Origin of the sequence: Roseburia sp. AF42-8, from assembly GCF_003435965.1 — a bacterium.
Taxonomy (GTDB): Bacteria; Bacillota; Clostridia; order Lachnospirales; family Lachnospiraceae; genus Roseburia_C; species Roseburia_C amylophila.
Genome location: NZ_QTVB01000039.1, coordinates 1 through 19,249, shown reverse-complemented (window position 1 = coordinate 19,249; position 19,249 = coordinate 1). Strand labels below are relative to the sequence as shown.

The following is a 19,249-nucleotide window of genomic DNA, read 5'->3' as shown; positions in this document are numbered from 1 at the left end:
ATAAATGCCCATTACAATAAATAATACGCCGATTATTACCCAAATAACAAATGCTATTAATCTTCCTTCCATAATATGTATCCTTTCTTTGTAGTTCTGTAAATTCAAAGCTTCGCGAGCTTTGTACTTTCTTTAATTTTCTCAGTATTACTGAAAGTTTCAAGTGGAAATTATCAAATCAATTTTTTCGCATTATCTGCATTCAATTCAACATATCCACATTTTGGACATACATAACATGAAACAGTACTATTCTTTTCATTCTCAAAGATACCGTTTTTCTTATTAGTTAAATAAACAACCGTACCTACTGCATCTCCTTTTAATTTTGCTTTAATCATTTCCTCTTTACATCTTAAACAATCCATCTTTATTCCTCCATAAACTTCAAATTTGTACATATCTTTTTACACAGTATAGCACATACCTATCTCTATGCACATCAACAATTTAATCATCCTTATCCTCCTGTCGATCCAAATGCCCCGGTTCCACGTTCTTCCCATGATTCAAAGGTAAAATCTGGTATCAGAACCGGCATGATCACAATCTGCCCGACTTTGTCACCTATCTTATCATCTGCTGTGCCTGCCAGTTGTCTGCAAGCTCCGGCACATAATGAAGCATATCCAGATCAATTCTCTTTCCGATCAGCACATCCATTTCCACACCGTCATCCAGATTGTTTGGATCAGCTACCCTGATGCCGATTGCCGGTATTCCATGCATGCCAGACAGTTTCTCGCCTTATGTGAAATTCTTGAAATATACGATATCTATACAGAGTTTGTTGGCCAGAGTCCTCTTAATCCATTCCGGAACCTGAATGAAAATGGAATGAACAAAGTGCTTGAATATATCAGCGATCTGGAAAGCACCGGCAACTATAAACCGGCAGAGATCATTCCTATCCATGTGATCAGGGAAAGAAAAGTATTTTACAATACCGTTTCCGCTGGTACCGGCTCTTTTCTTGATAGTGACGAATATGAGATATTCTCCTCTCCTGACATTCCGGAGGCTGCCACATTTGGCGTATATGTAGATGGTGACAGTATGGAACCTAAATACCATAATAAGGATCTCATCTGGATTGAACAGACAGCATGCCTTGATGATGGCGAAATAGGTATCTTCTATCTTGATGGAAACGCATATGTGAATAAATTTCAGAATAACAGACTCGGAACCTACCTCATATCACTGAATAAAAAATATGATCCGATTCCGGTTACAGAGAACAGTTCCTTCAAAATATTCGGCCGTGTTCTTTCATAAGTCCTTTTTTTGGAACACTTAAAACTGTAGGATTATTATAGCGGAACAGACCTGAACAATTCTGAATTTGGAGGTGCATATATATGAATACTGATATGGATATAGACATAAACACCATGACAGACACAATTACCTGCAGACTTGTTGAAGCGAGGGCAGATCTTGGCATTACCCAGAAAGAACTTGCATCAGCAACCGGCATCAGCCTGAAAACTATTGCCAATATCGAGTCAAAACAGCATATTCCTTCTCTGCTATACGCCATGAGAATTGCAGATTTTTTTCACAAACCGGTAACAAGCCTATTCTGCTATCATCTTGGTGTTCAGCAGACTCCCTCTAAAGGAGATGATCTGAATGAATAATAAAAAAATGTTAGATTTCCAGACAATCGCTGTTGATTTTGATGGCACTCTCTGCTACAGCAAATGGCCGGAGCTTGGTCAGCCAAACCAGGCACTGATCGAATATCTCCAGGAATGGAAACGCAATGGCAACAAACTCATTCTCTGGACCTGCCGCGCCGGTGAAGCTCTGTCGAATGCTGTCGAATGGTGCCGGGAACAGAATCTTGAATTTGATGCAGTTAATGACAATCTTCCGGAAAACGCAAAGGCATAGAACCCGTAATGGGGCTATGCCTTTGTGCTTATTCTAGCATTCATTTTTAGTTAGTGCGGGTTATTTACCTAATACAGTTCTTCTCATAATAAAAATCTGTTAGTTAAACTTTTTCAAATTTTGCTACTTCATCCGATAAATCTTCCGAAAGGTTCTTATTTTCGTCCGCCTGCACTGTAATTGCTGAAATTGCTGTTACAAGTTGTGATATCTCTTGTGCTACGTTTGTAACACCTTTTGCAGATTCTTCAATCGCTATAGAAATGTTATTGATACCTTCATTCATATCATTCATTGTACCTAAGCTATCTTTTGACTTAACTGCAAACTCGTTAAATGTATTACTTGCCTGATCAGAATCAGCATCATAATTTCCAATAATTTTTACAAAGTTGTCATAATCAAGTGCTACCTTTTCATCTACAAAACGAATCATTTCCGTTGCATTTCCAGACAGATTGTTTACTGCCTCAATAACTTTTCCACTGATTTCCTGAATATTGTTCGCTGTCTCACGTGAACTATCTGCAAGCTGTCTGATTTCATCTGCAACAACGGCAAAGCCCCTGCCTGCTTCCCCTGCTCTTGCTGCTTCAATCGATGCATTAAGTGCTAGAAGATTTGTCTGTGCTGCGATATTTAAGATATTTTCTGTAAGTTTTGCAATTTCATTTACAGACTTAGATGCTTCTACTGCCTCCGCGACATCCTTTTGAATGCCATCAAATGTTTCTACTGTTTTTTCTTTTGATGCAATCGCTTCTTTATAGCTATTTTCTGCAGTAAGCTTCACTTCATGCATCTTCATTGCAGAGTTCTTAGCATCCTCATTCATGCCTTCCATTTTCTTTAGCAGATTATTACATCCTTGGGCTAAATCATATAGAGAAGCAGATACCTCTTCCATGGATGCTGCAAGTTCTTCCGATGTTGCACTCACATTGGATGCACTCATATTTGAAGATTCCGCCTCATTTTGTACAAGATAGGAAGATTTTTTCATATCTTTTGATACACTCTGAATCTTTACCATAAGATTTTGTAATGTTTCAATAAAATGGTTGACACCATTTGCAAGCTGACCAATTTCATCACTGGTTTCATCAAATACTCTTAACGTAAGATTACCCTGTCCTGATTCTATACCTAAAATGATATCATCCAAATCATTCTTTGCTCTTTTTGCTGGACGAACAATGGACTTATTAATAACAATCGAAAGAAGTACGATTACAATAATATCAGCTACCACAAGTGCAAGATCAAAAATGATGCTTCCATTTATTCTGTAGTTGATATGTCTGATGGCTTCTGCCACTTCTCCTTTTGCTGTTTCAAAAACCGCGGTATCATTATTTTCCACTGCTTCTTCATATTGTTCAAACTGTTCTATAAGCACATTATTCTTTCCTCGAATAGCTTGTAATGCCATTAAATTCAAGACTGTAATCAAAACTGCAAAAAAGCCTACAGACACTAACATTGTTACTAACTTTTTTCCCAAGTTCTTTCTCTTTTTCATGTTTATTTTTCTTCTTTCTGCGAAAGGCACCAATGCGTTATGTTTTGGAATTTTCTAGCATCATTCTACCCCACCCCACAAAATTTTGTCAATGCTTTATTCTCTTGATAGAAAATTTTAATCTTTACTCTGATGAGGATGGCGTGAAACACATCCGTATCAAAGCCAGACCTAATAAATGGCATGAGAATGACTGCCCTTTCTGTCACAAGTCATGTCCTGTTTATGACAAACATTCCAGCAGACCAACCACTTGGAGGGGGCTGGGAAACTGTAGACCGCTGTGTCAATCGTGCTCTTCATGATTTAGAACCAGAGCGCTCAAGAAGACTTGATGGTCTGGTTAATATCGGCATTGACGAAACCAGTTACAAAAAGGGGCACAAGTACATTACAGTAATTGTTAATCACGATACCAACACAGTGGTATGGGCATCGGAAGGCCATGGAGTTTTATAAACAGCTTACTCCAGAGCAGCTATCCAGCATCAAGGTTGTTACAGGTGATGGTGCCAAATGGATCACCGAGTGTGTAAATGAATACACTCCTGACTGCGCCCGTTGTGTTGATTCCTTTCACGTAATCGAGTGGGCTATGACAGCTCTCGATGAAGTCAGAAAAGATATCTGGCATGATGCCTACAGCGAATATAAGCAGGTCAAAAAAGATAATCCATGTAGCAAGGGTCGTCCTAAAAAGGATGATCCTGAACTTGCTATTGTGAAAGCAGCTAAAGCAGATGAGATAAAAGGCTCTGCATACATGATAAAGGTTCTCTGTTTCCTTTTTGATACCAAATATCATATGCATTATATAATATCTTTCTAAACTCTTCCATGTTTCTATTATTGATAGTATTAAAATCTCCTATGAGAATATACTCTTCGTTAGAATGTTTCTGTAAAAATGAATACAATTCATTCCAAAATTGTTTATCATATTTGGGTGGAATTGGTTATCTAATTAACTACATTATTTTCTGTCTAAAATATCCATAAATTCGTCACCTGTAATTGTTTCCTTCTCATACAGGTACATAGCCAGTTCGTCCAGTTTTTCCCTGTTTTCAGCAAGGATTTTTCTTGCTTTTTCATGCTCTGCTTTTACGAGCTGCACGACTTTTTCATCAATTTCCTTCTGGGTATCTGCGGAACAGGAAAGAGACGTATCTCCGCCAAGATACTGGTTGGTCACGTTTTCCATTGCCACCATGTCGAATTCATCTGTCATGCCGTAGCGGGTGATCATCGCTCTTGCAATTTTTGTTGCCTGTTCGATATCATTGGAGGCTCCGGTCGTGATCTCACCAAATACGATCTCCTCTGCCGCACGTCCGCCTGTAAATGTAGCAATCTTATTCTCAAGTTCTTTTTTCGTCATCAGATATTTATCACCCTGCTCAACCTGCATAGTGTAGCCGAGTGCACCTGAGGTACGCGGGATGATCGTAATCTTCTGGACCGGTGCTGAATGACTCTGTAATGCAGCTACCAGAGCGTGTCCTATCTCATGATATGCAACAACCTTCTTCTCCTGATCTGAAAGAACCGCATTCTTCTTCTGATATCCTGCAATAACCACTTCTATACTTTCTTCGAGATCAGATTCATTTACAACGGTCCTTCCACTACGGACAGCACGTAATGCTGCTTCATTTATAATATTGGCAAGCTCCGCACCGGATGCACCGGATGCCATACGTGCAATCGTATGCAGGTCAACATCATCAGATGCTTTTATCTTCTTTGCATGAACCTTTAAAATTGCTTCACGGCCTGCAATATCCGGCAGTTCAACCGGCACACGCCTGTCAAAACGTCCCGGACGTGTAAGTGCCGGATCTAACGACTCCGGACGGTTCGTTGCAGCAAGAATGATGACACCATTATTTCCTTCAAATCCGTCCATCTCTGTAAGAAGCTGGTTTAAGGTCTGCTCCCTCTCATCATTTCCGCCCATTTGTCCGTCACGCTTTTTACCAATGGCATCAATTTCATCAATAAACACGATACATGGTGCCTTTTCCTTTGCCTGTCCGAAAAGATCTCGAACTTTGGAAGCTCCCATACCGACAAACATCTCAACGAATTCTGATCCGGACATTGAGAAAAATGGTACATTTGATTCACCCGCCACTGCTTTTGCAAGCATTGTTTTGCCGGTTCCCGGAGGTCCTACAAGAAGAACACCTTTTGGCATAGACGCACCTACATCGGTATACTTCTTCGGATTGTGAAGATAATCAACGATCTCTGAAAGGTTTTCTTTCGCCTCATCTTCTCCTGCAACGTCTGAAAAACGGATTCCCTCACTGGATTGCACATAAATCTTCGCATTGCTTTTTCCCATTCCAAAAGCCATCGAATTTTTTCCTCCGGCATGCTCCATCAGTTTCTTCGCCATATAATTTCCCAGTGCGATAAAAAGGATCAATGGCAAAACCCCGGTCAGCAGGAAGCTGATGATTGGTGACATCTGCTTATCGATATCTTTTGCGAATACTGCTCCACATTCATATAGCCTGTCCGTCAGGTTCGGATCGTTCATCAGACCTGTTTTATAAATATTTTTTTGATCTTTATCTGTAAAGATGATCTGATTGTCCTTAACTTCTACTTCACCAATATTCTTCTTCTCGATCATGCTCATAAAAGTTCCATAATCCGTTTCCTTTACCTGATGCTCCATAAGGATTGGTGTGACAACCAGATTAAATACGATCAGCACTATTAACACAATCCCATAATAATATGCCAGTGGTTTTTTCGGTGTTTTAACTTCTTTCATGGTCTTTCCTCCTGTTGTTCTGCGCTATGCTTTCTCCGTGCATTTTCGTATTATTTATTCTGCCATCTGACTTCGCCCTTGGACAGAAGCGGATAACAGATCAGCTGATCTGAATCCAGATTTTCCGTATGCATGTCAACCGCTGTGATCTGATGATTATCATAAGTCGTATAATAATAAATACCTTTTGCTGTATTACAACAGGACGTGTATATCGTGATCTCATATTTGCCTTCTGTCACCTCACAGCATCCACGCTGCTGATCTACGGATCCTAAGATATGGAAGAACTGGCTTACACTCTCATCCTCTTCTTCACCAGAGAGCGAATTTAATTTTGTAAAGGCAACTTTCACAAATCTTGACTGGCTGGAAAGATCTCCAGGTATTCCCATTCCACCCATTCCTCTGCTATATGCATCAAGCTGTAATACTTCTGCAAAAGTACTCTCCGGCTGTTTTCTGGATACACCGGCATAATTATTCAGTGCAAACATCTGACCGGGGAATGGTGGATTATTGGTAAGCACTCCTACCGGATTATCATATACATGCAGCCCATCCTTCATAGACTCAACAACGATACAGGAGTCTTTGTCTGCAATGATCCAGTGAAGCTGTGCTGTCGGCAGCTGTTCGCTGAATGCTGTGCCTGTCAGTCTCATTGCTGCCAGCTTCTCTCTCACCTCTTCTACAGTAGCACACTGTACAAGGATCCATGGGATGAACTCGAACTGTGCCACCTGACTGACTTCTGTTTCATCTCCCGGCAAAGCTCTTCATATGCCGCATTGCCAACAAAATTAAGACCTGCCATTCCAAGGCCTTTTTCATTAACAGCATCATAATAAAGCGGATAACCTCCTGCAACAAATGCCATTCCGATCAAAGCATAATGGCTTTTTATCTTCCCGGCAAACCGGAAATCAAATTCGTAATTTCTTGGCGTTATCGTAATCTGTTCCCCATAGGAAAATTCATAATCAAGCGTTCTGCCCATATAAAAATCTTTTGTTTTGTAAGTTGCTGCTGTACACATATCGAACCCCTCTTCTTTCTGCTATAATAGTCCTGCAAACAATCTCATAAACAACTGTCCGAGCCGTAAATATGCACTCCGTCCTGTGCGGTACTTTTCGGTCACTTTCCTGCATTCATTCATTGTTGCTCCCAGATCATCTCTTATATCCAAAACTGTCTGACTATCCGCCATAAAACAACCATTTTCAAAGTGGTGATAAAGCAATGCCATTCAGTTAAGCATCATTTCAGTGGTTTTCTGTCATAGAAAGCCACTGTTTTTATGCCTAAAAACTTTAAAAATATTACAAAAAACAGTTGACAAGTAAGCCAATATATGTTGCGCAAGCCTTGATTATAAACATATTTCAAGGAGGCTCATTATGGCTGATTTTTTCTTATCTAATTTAAAATCCACACTCGACAACTGCATCACAGAACTTGATGAAATTCACTCTATGTTCTGCCATAATCCGGAAAGTGATTTTACCAGGAACCGCAAACTTTCTTTCCGCGAGTATATTCAGTTTATGCTCCAGATGCAGAGTAAATCCGTTTCAAATGCAGTAAACATATGCAGGGCATATCTCAAACATGGTGGTAACGAAACAGAGACCATGCTTCTCATACAAAAGTATCTGACACCTGTCAGGTACAATCGAAAATATCCTATCCACCTCCGTTCAAAGAGAAATAGGGATTTCATGTATCGGGTTGCATAAATCTCGTTACCATTATACTGCATTATAAGGCAGATAAGCAATCTGTCTTTTTGTCATAAAAAACCTTATCTAAATGACATTGAATGATTTATTTTCTATCTAAAATTTTATTAAACCGACTAAAGACTCCATAGTTTGTGTGTTTGACTTACTGTTTATATCTATCTTCTCCTAAATATTTTTCTAGTCATTGCAATATAAAATTGCTTATACAGTCTCTCCCTTAAGAGTCCTGGTATTCTGGATAATATACAGAGCGACCAATATGACCATCATTATAGCGCACTTTCCTTTTTTTTAGACATAAACCAATAAAATATAACACAAAATGCTAAAGCAAACACAACACCAAAAACATTTTGAATCACTCTAAGACTAACCGCTCCTTGTAGTCCATAAGTCTCTGCAGCAATGGCTAAAGCACCAAATGTGTTAAATACTGCCTGCCAGCCATATTGTGCTGAAAATCCTACACCGATTCCACCAAGAATTCCTATATATGCATAAATTGACGAAGGAAGCAGAAAATATAATACTGTAAAACATATAACACCTGCAATATTTCCGACAATCCTTTTACGGACTCTGTAGTGCATATCTTCCATAAACGGCAAAATCGTGGACATGGCCGCAATACCAGCCCACATTGCACGTGGCATATTACAGAGTTCTGCAATGCAAAGGACAATCGGTACGCATAAAAACTGACATATCTGCCATTTTGTTCTGGAAGAAGTAATATCAAATTCTTGTATCAGATCTTTCAGATTTCTTTTATAAGTTCTGTTTTTATGATTTCGATAAAATACGAAGCAGGTAAGTGCTGCACCTAAAGCCATTCCGACTAATCGCATCTGATAGCTTTTTCCCGTAACATCATAACCATATAGCAGTAGATACCCAAGAACCAATGTAGATTGATTAAACATGAATGGATTATGGCATCCGAACAGAATCAACACAGCCAGTGCCGCAATATTTAACAGCATTCCCAATACCGGTGAAAACTGATTTGCTAAATGCGGACATACAGCCATAATTACAAAGAACAAAGCCAAAAGCATCGTAGATTGTCCGGTGTGGATCCCCAGATCCGCATTCCGAAATACCATAAGGCATAATAAGACTACTACACCTACAATGCTATTCTCATTTCCAAATAAGATACTGAAAATAGTAACAAATAAAAAACAAAATGCCATTGTAACAGCTATCTTCACCAGATATACCCACATATGATATAATTTTTCTTTTCGTGTTTCACTCTTTTTCAACAGGTTTTTAGAACCTGCCTGATTTAACTGCAATTCCTGATAAAATGTCATGTAATTCCTCCTCTATCTGTTTTTCTTAAACTTATATGGCCTCATCTTTCTGTATTGGCAGCTCTATAACAAATCTGCATCCACCATATTCACGGTTTTCTGCTTTGATTGTTCCTCCGGCACTATCTACGATCCGTTTCACAAGTGCAAGGCCGAGACCATTTCCTTCTGCTTTGTGAGAACCGTCTGCCTGATAAAATTTATCAAATATTCTGGTTTTCACATCATCCTCTATTCCCGGTCCTTCATCTTCCAGAATGAACTTAACAGAATCCTGTTCTTGTTTCAGAAACATCGTAATTGTCCCCTTTGCAGGACTGAACTTAATCGCATTATCTAAAAGATTCATCCAGATATGCATAAAAAGTCCTTCATTCCCAGTATATTTAACTTCCTCCAATTCTACCTGAAAACCAATTTCTTTTTCTGTCCATTTTGTTTCCAATGAAAGAAATGCCTGGCGGATCTGTTCATCCAGACGATATTCTGTTTTTTTCATTGGTATATTCTGATTCTCTAACTTGGATAACAGCAAAATATTACCAACCAATCCGGAAAGTCTTTGGGTGTTAAATAAGATTTTTTCTACATATTCCTCTTGATCCGGAGACAGTTCTTCTCCCTGAAGCAGCATTGTATATCCTTCAATGGCATTAATCGGGGTCTTAAACTCATGAGAAACATTAGATACAAAATCCATCTGCAGCACCTCTGTTGCACGAAGTTCTTTTGTCATAACGTTAAAACTTTGATAAGATTCTCCAACTTCTGCTATACGGCTGTTCGTTTCCAAATGCTGTTCAAAATCTCCCCGAGAAACTTCCTTCATTGCTTTACTAAGTCTGGTAATTGGTTCCAGTAACTTTGCATTGATAAAAGAAGTGATCAGCCCTGCAATCAATGTATTGAAAATCAAAAGCCAGCCAAGCACAGGTATGCTGTCCGGCAGATTAAAAAAATGATTCAAAAAAGCAAATAATAAAGCAGATATGACTGTTGAAAATACAAGTGCCAGCCAGATTGCACCAGTCAGACAGGATCGGATCCGCAATCCTTTTTCTTTCTTTTGTTTCATTATTTTTTCACCACCTTGTATCCAATTCCACGCATTGTTACGATTTCAAAATCAGGGTTATCTTTAAAACGCTCTCTGATTCTTCCTATATGTACCTCTATCGTATGTGGGTCTGCCTCCGTCTCGTATCCCCATACTTCATCCATCAACTGTTGTTTTGTAAATGTTCTGCCTGGCGAAGCTGCAAGCTTATATAAAAGCAGGAATTCTTTTTTAGGCAAAACAAGACTTTCCTTATCAGTTGTAACCGTCATTGCATCATAATCAAACTCTGTTGAACCGATCACAATTTTGTGTTCATTCAGTATCTGTGCACGGCGAAGCAGTGCTCCGACTCTTAAAACCATTTCATTCACATTTACCGGTTTTACCATATAATCGTCACTTCCCGAAAGAAATCCCTGGCGCATATCATCAAAGGAACCTTTCGCAGTGATCATAAGTACCGGTATCTGATATCCTGCTGAACGAAGTTCTGACACCAGTTCATAACCATCCATAACCGGCATCATAATATCAGAAATGATCAGATCAATATATTCCTTATCCAATATTTCTAATGCCTGTGCTCCATCCGATGCACTTTTGACTTGATATCCATTCTTCTCAAGCACTTTTTGGAATAGCTGGCTTAATTCTTTATCATCTTCTACAATCAATATTTGAAACACGTTTTCCTTCCTCCTTATTAAAACAGATACCTTGCCCATCCAAGCAGATGCTGTACTAAAAATATTTTTCTCTGACGTTTCTTTGTTAATTCGATTGGCTCTACATGATATGGATCATTATAAGTTCCGCCTTCTAATATCTGGCGGGACACTTTTTCATATTCCATCATGCCCTCTTCCAACTGTTTATTAATATCTTTACTGCGTATTACAAGCATCAGTTCCGTATCCAGATATGTACTTCTCATGTCCATATTAAAGGAACCGATTACAGACAGATCATCGTCAATCAGAATACTTTTTCCGTGGTATGAATAGCCGCCTTCATACTCCCAGATATCAATTCCTGTATTTAAAATTCTGTTTCTGTTTCTCGCATAATCAGCAGCCCCAAATGGATTCCCATTATTCGCAACTGAATTTGTCATGATAGAAAAATCTGAAACGTTCTCTGCAATCTCCTCCCATGTATTATACATCATATCATTGCAGATAATATATGGAGTGTGAATCTTCACACGATTTTTTGCATTTTTCATCAATTCTCCCAACTGATACCACACTACTGGTTCTTTGGAACCTGTGTGAATAGGATTTGACACTAATGTAATCTTTTCTGTCTCAAAAGTTTCGTCCGTGTAATCGGTATCGCAGATTCTTTCCTTATTCTCTTCAAAATATTTCTGATAGCCGTTCTGCAGCTCTAAAACTGCGTTCTTTACAGATTTTCTATTTGCCAGTTTTTTATTGTCATGAAAATAACCACTGTCTTCCTGATTCCATATGGTTTCAAAATACTCTGACAACTGGTTAACTGAATTTTCTTTCTCAGGTTCATCGCAAACCACTAACACGTCTCTGTCATAGTTCTTATGTCCCGGAAAATCACCCAGGAAATAATTGTATGTATTTCTTCCCCCAAGAATATATCTCTTTCCATCTGCAATCAAATATTTATCATGCATTCTACCCATCATTTTCCACGGTTTCAACGGATTGGCCTTATTATATAGTTTAATTTCAACATTCTCATGGGAAGATAATCCATAGAAATACGGATTTCCTTCCATATCAATCCAGCTCTCCATTCCATCTACTAACAGACGAATATGTACACCTCTGTCTGCCGCATCATGCAGTGCTCCTAAAATCAATTTTCCACTTTCATCGGATTGAAATGCAAAAGTAGAAAGAATAATTTCCTTTTTTGCATTCTTGATCAAACGCACTCTTTGTAAAAGCGCTTCTGGATTCTTTTCTATGATTACTGCCCGTTCTGTATTTTCACTGCATTCGTTCCATGACCCATTTTTTGTTTCTTTTTTGGTTGTATTGGACACTTCCGGCTGCTTTTTATATGCAACGCAGATTCCGAGCAATTCATAAAAAGCCACACATAAAAAAATTGCCAGTATAACAAGAAGGATTTTACATATTTTATGCTTTTTCATTGTACATCACCTGATTCCTTTTTTTCATACTTATACAATACAAAGTCAATCTCAATTTAACCTCAACAAGGTTTGTTTTTTTCATCCATGCAAAATCTTCTTTGTACAACAGACTGTTAGATATAACAAAAACGACCTTTCAAAAACAGTTAACTTCTAAATCAACTGTTTTTTGAAAGGTCGTTTCATCAGATTCTTATAGCAATCCAGCAAATAATCTCATAAATAATTGTCCCAGTCGCAAATATGCACTTCGTCCGGTTTGATATTGGTCTGTCACATCACGACATTCTCCCATCGTTCTTATCAGATCATTTTTTATTTCCACAACTGCCTGACAATCTACCATAAAACAGCCGTTTTCAAAATGGTGATATAAACTTCGATAATCCAGATTAATTGTTCCACAAGTTGCCATACAGTCATCTGCCACACTCATTTTTGCATGACAGAAACCAGGAGTCCACTCATAAACACGAACACCATGTTTAACTAATCCATGATAAAAAGAACGAGTTATATTATAAATGAATTTTTTATCAGGGATACCAGGTGTGATAATTCTTACGTCTACCCCTCGCTTAGCAGCCAGACATAACGCATGCGTCATTTCATCTGTTATGATTAGATATGGAGTCATAAACCAACAATATTTTTCAGCTTTATTTATCATACTGATATAAACTTCTTCTCCTACTTGCTCATTATCCATAGGGCTGTCTGCATAAGGTTGAACAAACCCAGTTTGCTGTGCCGCATAATCATATTGGAAAAGGTATTTACTAAAATCAGAATCATTAGCATCCTTATCACTTACTGCATTCCACATTTCCAAAAATGTCACCGTAAGCGACTGAACAGCATCTCCTTCTAAACGAATACCTGTATCTTTCCACTGTCCATACGGGTGTGTGTAATTAAAATATTCGTTTGCTAGATTATATCCACCTGTAAATCCGACTTTTCCATCAATAACTGTTATTTTTCTATGATCACGATTGTTCAAAAACAGATTTAAACCTGGCATAAACGGATTGAATACACGGCAATGAATTCCTATTGCCTCCATTTTTTTCACAAAATCTGTGTTAATAAAGCCTATAGAACCCATATCATCGTAGAATACTCTAACTTCCACACCTGCTTTTACTCGCTCTTCCAGAACATCTTGAATCTTATGCCATGCTTCAGCGTCTTCTATCGCATGATATTCCATAAAGATAAACTTCTGTGCTTTCTCCAAATCCTTAAGCTGTGCCTCTAATCCTTTCACTGCTTCATCAAAATACACAATATCCGTATTCTGATAGATTGGATACTGCGAATTTCTTTGTATGTAACTTGCTATATTTCCTGCTTTCGGAATTGTTTCTTTTATTCTGCTCAAACACTCCTGACTGTCCGGAAGCATTGGTAACAATTTGCTATCAATTTCTGCATATCGCTCACGCATTTTATGTGTGCCACCATTCAAACCAATCAACAAATACAGGCCTACACCCATAATTGGGAAAATTAGAATTAAGATGACCCAAGGCATTTTCATAGAGGATGTCTTATTTGATGCGTACAATCCCAAAACCAAGATCCCACTCAAAATCCTTGTAAATAAATTTATGATTTCTGCATATTCATTCAAGCGTGTTACGATAGTAATAATAAAAATCACTTCCAGAAGAATGCAGATTATGGAAAAACACAGCCGTTTTACCCCATTTTTTGTTTTTGCTTTGCCTTCTAAAGTATCTTGTTTCATATATATTCCACCTTCCTACTTGCTCAGTTTTCTCCCTAAATTTCGTGAAACATACCAATTTTGTCTTTTATTCTCTGCATTTCATTATCTGCTTCAATGATAGCTCTTGCAGAATGAAGTAATTCTTCACTTATCTCATCATAGCCAGGCATTTCTTCAATTCCTTTTTTATAGCGAAGTTGATGTTCCAATGTTGCCCAGAAATCCATACCATTGGTTCGAATCTGTAATTCTACACGCATAGGTGTTTTACCCTTAGCAAAAAATACTGGTATTTCAACAATCATATGATAGCTTCGATAACCATTCGATTTTGGATTTTTTATATAATCTTTTATTTCAATAACTTTAATATCATCCTGTTGGGTAATCAAATCTGATATCATATAAATATCGTCAATAAACGCACAAACTATTCGAACGCCTGCTACATCATTGAGATATGTCTGTATATTTTCTGTTGTAAATTCATATCCCATCTTCTGCAGTTTATCGTAAATACTATTGGGCTTCTTAATTCTTGTTTTTATAAAAGAAATAGGATTTCGATTGTTCTCAACTGAAAATTCATCATCCAAAACCTCAAGTTTAGTTTGTATCTCCCGAATAGCACAACGATACATCATCATTAAATTATAAAATTTTGTAGCATTATTTAAAAACTGTAGTGATTCCGGACTGGCCATCCTAAGTTTTTTTACTTCATCTTTTGTCATGGAACTTTCCTTTCTACCTCATCCCTGATTTCAAAACATTATTTATTTTGATAGTTGATTCTTTCTCCTTGAATTACTGGATAACAAATCATTTTATCACTATCCAGATTTTCTACATGCATATCTACTGCACTGATCTGATGGTTTTCATAAGTATTATAATAAATTCTCCGCAAACCATTGAAAACACTGGATTTGTCGCAGGTGAGCTTTCCCTTATTGTTTCCCTTGTGTTATATCGTCCCACCAGTGTTTACGAACTCTGATAAGGGAAAATACAAGGGCACAAGAGGTCCGGTGGACCTCTGCTCTGTGCCGACCGAAGCGGCAGCGGAGACCAAAAAAATTATATAAAACAGTATAACACAAAATAAAAGTGACATGGTGAACTGATTGAAATGCTTCTGATTTTTGTAGCAAATAATTGATTGAACGATAAGGAGATAAGATACGATGAGAATAATTTCTTCTCAGCGTTTCCGACAACTATTTTCTTTCCTTTGACACCTTCTCACTTATTCTCTGATAGATTTCCCTTGTCTCTGCGTCATTTTCCCCATTTACAACTAATATTTTTCCATCTATGTTCACGACAACATATGAATGGCAGGAGGCATGAGTGTAGCGGATATAATCTCCGAAGATATCGTTTTTGAAGTTTCCCATAGCATACTTCAGGTTTCCAAAACCATTAGTTCTGTAATCTTTATCGTTCTGCAATACATTTTCTTCATAAGAAATGCTGTCAATTTGCGAATACTCCCCTGTATAATCATTCCATCCTTTTGCTTCAATGTTAAAATCACGATCATTACAACGAATCTGAATGCTTCCCCAAAACAAAGTCCATATAGTAAACACAATAACGGAAATTGCGATGATCAGATATATCACACTTTTTTTGTATTATACTGAATTTTTAAGCCTTCTCCGGTTGCCAGCTTTTTCTTATAAAAAAGGTAGGAGTAGAGAATGCTAATGATTGCAGCTGCCATAATACTTATAATATACACAACCAGTGCAGCCATGCTTTCCCCAAAAAGTCCACAAATCATACATAAAATACCTGATGCCATCCATAATTTGCCGCTGAATCTATGTGTTGCATTCCAGTTTTCTTCATCCATTAAAGACCATACAACTCTTATTCCTATGGTATTATTCTGTTTCACTTTTGGCAAATAATTTCCAATAACCATAAACAGCAGTCCAGTTCTATAGTAAATTACTGCCATAAACAGATTTTCCATATCTGCTCCCATATTGACCAGTCTTGCAATACCATTATAGAGTAATGTTATAATTTTCTTATTAGATTAGCTATATTATAACGTGCTGTAGGTTGGATGTCGATGATTTTTTGACCATATTTATTGTTTTATATGTTACTTCTCTATTAGTTCTGCAAACTTGAATCTGATGCTGTCTACCTCTTATCCAATCCATTTTTTAATTTCAAAATATCTTTTCTGATTTTTTCAATGACTATCTTAAATTCCTCATCACTTTTTCCTGTTGGATCTTCAAGTCCCCAGTTATCATCAAACGGTCTTCCTATAAATGGACATCCCACATTACACCCCATTGATATTGCAATATCCGGATTTGGAATATCACTAACCAGCTTACTGAACTGTCCATCTGCTTCCATATCTATATTATATAATTCCTTCATAATACGGACAGCATCTTGGTTAATCTGTGGTTTTGTTTCTGTACCCGCCGAATAACTTTGAAACACATCTGATGCCAGATGTCTTCCAAAAGCCTCAGCAATCTGACTTCGGCAGGAATTATGGACACAAATAAATGCCACTTTTACATTACTCATGAAATGGACACCTCTCCTTTATACACTGCTCATTAAAATCTGTGAATCCACATTGCATTTGTTCGTATTGCAATGTTACTCCATAATGAGCATTCACATAATCAATACCATTCTTAAATGCTATCATTGCATCTCTCTTGCAGCACCTTGGTCCGTTTATGGCTCCTAATTCTCCGATTGCTTTCGAGGTAAACTGCATATGATTTCCCCATGTTCCATCTGTTGAAAGCGGACCTGTTCCGTCGATGATTGCAAGTGCAACGCCAATGGATGTAATTGCTCCGCATATTCCCCATAAACCGCACATTGCTCCCGGCATCCGAAGTCCTTCTGACATCAGCCTGTCCAATGCCTGTTCTAAGTCTATCTCTCCACCTGCGTTTTTGTAGGCTACTAGCAAACTTGCACCATCTAATATATGGTGTTCCGGTCCATGAATGCTGATATATTCCTTCTCTGCAATCTGCTTAAAAATAACAACCGGATTTGTTCCCTGTTCTTTCTTTATATCTTTTACAATCAGTTCTGCTTTTTCTCTTACTGTCATAGAAACCTTCCTTTCGTCTTATTTGCAATTCTTACAAGCATAAGCATTACCGGAACTTCTGTTAAGACACCCACAGTAGTAGCAAGTGCAGCCTCACTTGTTGTTCCAAACAATGCAATCGCCACTGCCACCGCAAGTTCAAAGAAATCAGATGCTCCTATCATTCCTGCAGGTGTTGCAATATTGTGTGGCAGTTTTAACAGATAACACGCTACGTATGCGATTCCAAAGATCAAAAATGTCTGAATTATCAAAGGTATTGCAATCAGTATTATGTGTATAGGATTTTTCAGAATAACTTCCGACTGAAACATAAATATCAGCACTAATGTCAATAGTAATCATCATTGGATAAATCATAATCCAGATTAATACAGCCATAGGAATAGATATCCCTGCATATTCAAACTCATTTAATATATTGGGTATCATCGGGAAAAAATGTCCTATGGATACATCGATGATCATGCATAGAATAACCCACATGTCAAACTGCCAATAAAATTCTTGAATTCTAATAAAGTATCACAATTCAAAGAGTAATGATGCCATTTACCTTCTTTGCGATCATTCACCAATCCACATTCCACCAGTATCTTCATATGATGAGACAGGGTTGGCTGTGTAATTTCAAATTTTTCCAAGAGCCTGCATCCACATTTTTCGCCATCTGACAACATTTGCACTATTTCTAATCTGTTTGAATCTCCAAGTGCCTTGCAGATTAATGCAACATTTGTTAGTTCCATTTCATTTACCTCGCATTGATATTTATCTATATGTCTAGATTAACATATACATAGATAATTATCAATGTGTTTTTATAAAATAAAGCCATACATTTTCATGTACAGCTTTAAAAACAGGAAGTTACCTTCTACTCATATAAAATATATCAATAGCATTACTTGCAAACTCTGCTGTGCCAACTCCTCCAACATCATCAATATTTTCCGTAAGTTCTCCTCCACCGGCATACATTCTTCCAAGACCGCATAAAATCTTATCAGAACATGTATAAAAATGATCTGTAATGTAATCCTGAAGTTTCCTTACCTGCAACTGCACCTGTTCATCTTCTGGGTCCATTTCTTTCATTTGTCCGAATTCAACAAATAATTGCATAAACTCATTTGCAACAGTAGCTTCATCGTCTTTCGTCCAGTTCTTTGTTTTCTCTTCAAACTCCTTATACTCAGAGGTTTGTCCCCATTGTTCTTTTGCTCGTTTAGAATACTCATCAATCTTTGTTGTATCAAATACTTTAAAATCCATATATTTCACTCCTATTCCTTTTATTCCTCGAGCGAAACTAATAAGATTTTCAAGATGCTCTTTTTTCATAGTAAGCAATTCAATCTGCTGCTCTAATGCTTTATTCCTGTCAAAGTTAGGGGCATCAATTATCTTTTTAATCTCCTTAAGCGGAAATTCCAATTCTTTAAACAGTAAAATTTGTTGCAGCCTTTCCAAGGATGTATCGTCATACAACCTATAACCTGACTCTGTATATTCAATAGGTTTTAAGAGACCAATGGTATCATAATACTGCAGAGTGCGTATACTCACTCCTGTTAATTTACTTACCTCATTCACTGTCATCATTGTCATTTCCTCCTCTCGATAAACATATCGTAAACTATTACGTTGCGTAGGAGTCAATAGTTCCGATTGCAGCTTCATTCACGATTACTTTATATCCATTTTTTATAGCACCTAATGCTGTCAGTACAACGCAAGCCCCACCATCTACACCCACAACTTCAACATATTCAATATTGTGTTTTTTCAGCAATATATCAAGTCCAGAATTAGTAAATGCATTACCTTTATATTTATGAATATATTATCAGATACTATATGCAATTCTTTAGCAAAATCAATATCTTCTGTTCCTTCATATGCATGAAATGGTGCAAACTTATT

At 37.6% G+C, this 19,249-nt stretch carries 22 protein-coding genes and 5 pseudogenes; 5 read left to right on the top strand and 22 right to left on the bottom strand.

What is annotated here, in order from left to right; genetic code table 11:
* Positions 1–173: 173 nt before the first annotated feature.
* Complete coding sequence (locus DW059_RS12645) at positions 174–368, bottom strand: hypothetical protein (protein WP_117691176.1); 195 nt, start codon at positions 366–368, stop codon at positions 174–176.
* A 199-nt stretch (positions 369–567) separates the two neighbouring features.
* The gene (locus DW059_RS15965; protein WP_156454684.1) at positions 568–729 is read right to left on the bottom strand and encodes a hypothetical protein; all 162 of its coding nucleotides are present in this window, start codon (positions 727–729) and stop codon (positions 568–570) included.
* A gap of 108 nt (positions 730–837) precedes the next feature.
* On the opposite strand from DW059_RS15965, the gene DW059_RS12635 reads away from it, so the two are divergent.
* The 3 genes from DW059_RS12635 (at position 838) to DW059_RS12625 (ending at position 1,899) form a co-directional block, all read left to right on the top strand.
* On the top strand, positions 838–1,278 hold the full coding sequence (locus tag DW059_RS12635; protein ID WP_242986250.1) for a S24 family peptidase: 441 nt from the start codon (positions 838–840) through the stop codon (positions 1,276–1,278).
* Positions 1,279–1,361: 83 nt separating this feature from the next.
* A complete protein-coding gene (locus DW059_RS12630) occupies positions 1,362–1,643 on the top strand; it encodes a helix-turn-helix transcriptional regulator (RefSeq protein ID WP_117699037.1) in 282 nt (93 codons plus the stop codon).
* Entirely contained in the window at positions 1,636–1,899 is a 264-nt protein-coding gene (locus DW059_RS12625; protein ID WP_117699036.1) for a hypothetical protein, read from the top strand. The genes DW059_RS12630 and DW059_RS12625 overlap by 8 nt, the downstream gene beginning before the upstream one ends.
* Positions 1,900–2,002: 103 nt before the next feature.
* On the opposite strand, the gene DW059_RS12620 is transcribed toward DW059_RS12625, so the two are convergent.
* Positions 2,003–3,421 carry a methyl-accepting chemotaxis protein gene (locus DW059_RS12620; protein WP_117699035.1) on the bottom strand — a complete coding sequence of 473 codons (1,419 nt, stop codon included), beginning with the start codon at positions 3,419–3,421 and terminating at the stop codon, positions 2,003–2,005.
* Positions 3,422–3,604: 183 nt separating this feature from the next.
* On the opposite strand from DW059_RS12620, the pseudogene DW059_RS17375 reads away from it, so the two are divergent.
* Positions 3,605–4,250 (top strand): annotated as a pseudogene (locus DW059_RS17375) (ISL3 family transposase).
* 144 nt (positions 4,251–4,394) lie between these two features.
* Here the strand turns inward: DW059_RS17375 and ftsH are convergent.
* The 3 genes and pseudogenes from ftsH to DW059_RS12595 all read right to left on the bottom strand — a co-directional run.
* Positions 4,395–6,209 (bottom strand): ATP-dependent zinc metalloprotease FtsH, encoded by a 1,815-nt coding sequence (gene ftsH / locus DW059_RS12605; RefSeq protein ID WP_117699032.1) that lies wholly within the window; start codon positions 6,207–6,209, stop codon positions 4,395–4,397.
* A 50-nt stretch (positions 6,210–6,259) separates the two neighbouring features.
* A pseudogene (gene bsh, locus DW059_RS12600) lies at positions 6,260–7,248 on the bottom strand (choloylglycine hydrolase).
* Between the two features lie 21 nt (positions 7,249–7,269).
* Positions 7,270–7,452 (bottom strand): annotated as a pseudogene (locus DW059_RS12595) (hypothetical protein); the annotation flags it as partial.
* Between the two features lie 160 nt (positions 7,453–7,612).
* Between DW059_RS12595 and DW059_RS12590 the strand changes: the two are divergent.
* The gene (locus tag DW059_RS12590) at positions 7,613–7,951 is read left to right on the top strand and encodes a hypothetical protein (protein WP_117699030.1); all 339 of its coding nucleotides are present in this window, start codon (positions 7,613–7,615) and stop codon (positions 7,949–7,951) included.
* 207 nt (positions 7,952–8,158) lie between these two features.
* Here the strand turns inward: DW059_RS12590 and DW059_RS12585 are convergent.
* From DW059_RS12585 to DW059_RS12510, 16 genes and pseudogenes are all read right to left on the bottom strand, one after another.
* Positions 8,159–8,242, bottom strand: a pseudogene (locus DW059_RS12585) (CDP-alcohol phosphatidyltransferase family protein); the annotation flags it as partial.
* Positions 8,227–9,276 (bottom strand): FUSC family protein, encoded by a 1,050-nt coding sequence (locus tag DW059_RS12580; RefSeq protein ID WP_117699029.1) that lies wholly within the window; start codon positions 9,274–9,276, stop codon positions 8,227–8,229. The pseudogene DW059_RS12585 and the gene DW059_RS12580, both read right to left, overlap by 16 nt.
* A gap of 31 nt (positions 9,277–9,307) precedes the next feature.
* Complete coding sequence (locus tag DW059_RS12575) at positions 9,308–10,351, bottom strand: HAMP domain-containing sensor histidine kinase (RefSeq protein ID WP_117699028.1); 1,044 nt, start codon at positions 10,349–10,351, stop codon at positions 9,308–9,310.
* A complete protein-coding gene (locus DW059_RS12570; protein ID WP_117699027.1) occupies positions 10,351–11,061 on the bottom strand; it encodes a response regulator transcription factor in 711 nt (236 codons plus the stop codon). The genes DW059_RS12575 and DW059_RS12570 overlap by 1 nt, the downstream gene beginning before the upstream one ends.
* Complete coding sequence (locus DW059_RS12565; protein WP_117699026.1) at positions 11,040–12,473, bottom strand: phospholipase D family protein; 1,434 nt, start codon at positions 12,471–12,473, stop codon at positions 11,040–11,042. The genes DW059_RS12570 and DW059_RS12565 overlap by 22 nt, the downstream gene beginning before the upstream one ends.
* A gap of 196 nt (positions 12,474–12,669) precedes the next feature.
* Positions 12,670–14,229 carry a cardiolipin synthase gene (gene cls, locus DW059_RS12560; protein WP_117699025.1) on the bottom strand — a complete coding sequence of 520 codons (1,560 nt, stop codon included), beginning with the start codon at positions 14,227–14,229 and terminating at the stop codon, positions 12,670–12,672.
* Positions 14,230–14,264: 35 nt separating this feature from the next.
* Positions 14,265–14,945 carry a GTP pyrophosphokinase gene (locus tag DW059_RS12555; protein ID WP_117699024.1) on the bottom strand — a complete coding sequence of 227 codons (681 nt, stop codon included), beginning with the start codon at positions 14,943–14,945 and terminating at the stop codon, positions 14,265–14,267.
* Positions 14,946–14,983: 38 nt separating this feature from the next.
* A pseudogene (locus DW059_RS12550) lies at positions 14,984–15,109 on the bottom strand (choloylglycine hydrolase); the annotation flags it as partial.
* Between the two features lie 322 nt (positions 15,110–15,431).
* The gene (locus DW059_RS16540; protein WP_242986248.1) at positions 15,432–15,839 is read right to left on the bottom strand and encodes a PH domain-containing protein; all 408 of its coding nucleotides are present in this window, start codon (positions 15,837–15,839) and stop codon (positions 15,432–15,434) included.
* Positions 15,836–16,195: an SdpI family protein gene (locus tag DW059_RS16535; RefSeq protein WP_242986247.1), complete on the bottom strand. Its 360-nt coding sequence runs from the start codon at positions 16,193–16,195 to the stop codon at positions 15,836–15,838. The genes DW059_RS16540 and DW059_RS16535 overlap by 4 nt, the downstream gene beginning before the upstream one ends.
* Positions 16,196–16,371: 176 nt before the next feature.
* Entirely contained in the window at positions 16,372–16,776 is a 405-nt protein-coding gene (locus DW059_RS12535) for an arsenate reductase ArsC (RefSeq protein WP_117699022.1), read from the bottom strand.
* The gene (locus DW059_RS12530; protein ID WP_117699021.1) at positions 16,769–17,323 is read right to left on the bottom strand and encodes a DUF5714 domain-containing protein; all 555 of its coding nucleotides are present in this window, start codon (positions 17,321–17,323) and stop codon (positions 16,769–16,771) included. Before DW059_RS12530 ends, DW059_RS12535 begins: the two co-directional genes overlap by 8 nt.
* Entirely contained in the window at positions 17,320–17,577 is a 258-nt protein-coding gene (locus DW059_RS17840; RefSeq protein WP_330408414.1) for a hypothetical protein, read from the bottom strand. The genes DW059_RS12530 and DW059_RS17840 overlap by 4 nt, the downstream gene beginning before the upstream one ends.
* A gap of 210 nt (positions 17,578–17,787) precedes the next feature.
* The gene (locus tag DW059_RS12520) at positions 17,788–18,072 is read right to left on the bottom strand and encodes an ArsR/SmtB family transcription factor (protein WP_117699020.1); all 285 of its coding nucleotides are present in this window, start codon (positions 18,070–18,072) and stop codon (positions 17,788–17,790) included.
* 121 nt (positions 18,073–18,193) lie between these two features.
* Complete coding sequence (locus tag DW059_RS12515; RefSeq protein WP_117699019.1) at positions 18,194–18,928, bottom strand: MerR family transcriptional regulator; 735 nt, start codon at positions 18,926–18,928, stop codon at positions 18,194–18,196.
* A 37-nt stretch (positions 18,929–18,965) separates the two neighbouring features.
* Positions 18,966–19,166, bottom strand: coding sequence for a cysteine hydrolase family protein (locus DW059_RS12510; RefSeq protein ID WP_330408415.1), 201 nt, complete (start codon positions 19,164–19,166; stop codon positions 18,966–18,968).
* Positions 19,167–19,249: the final 83 nt, after the last annotated feature.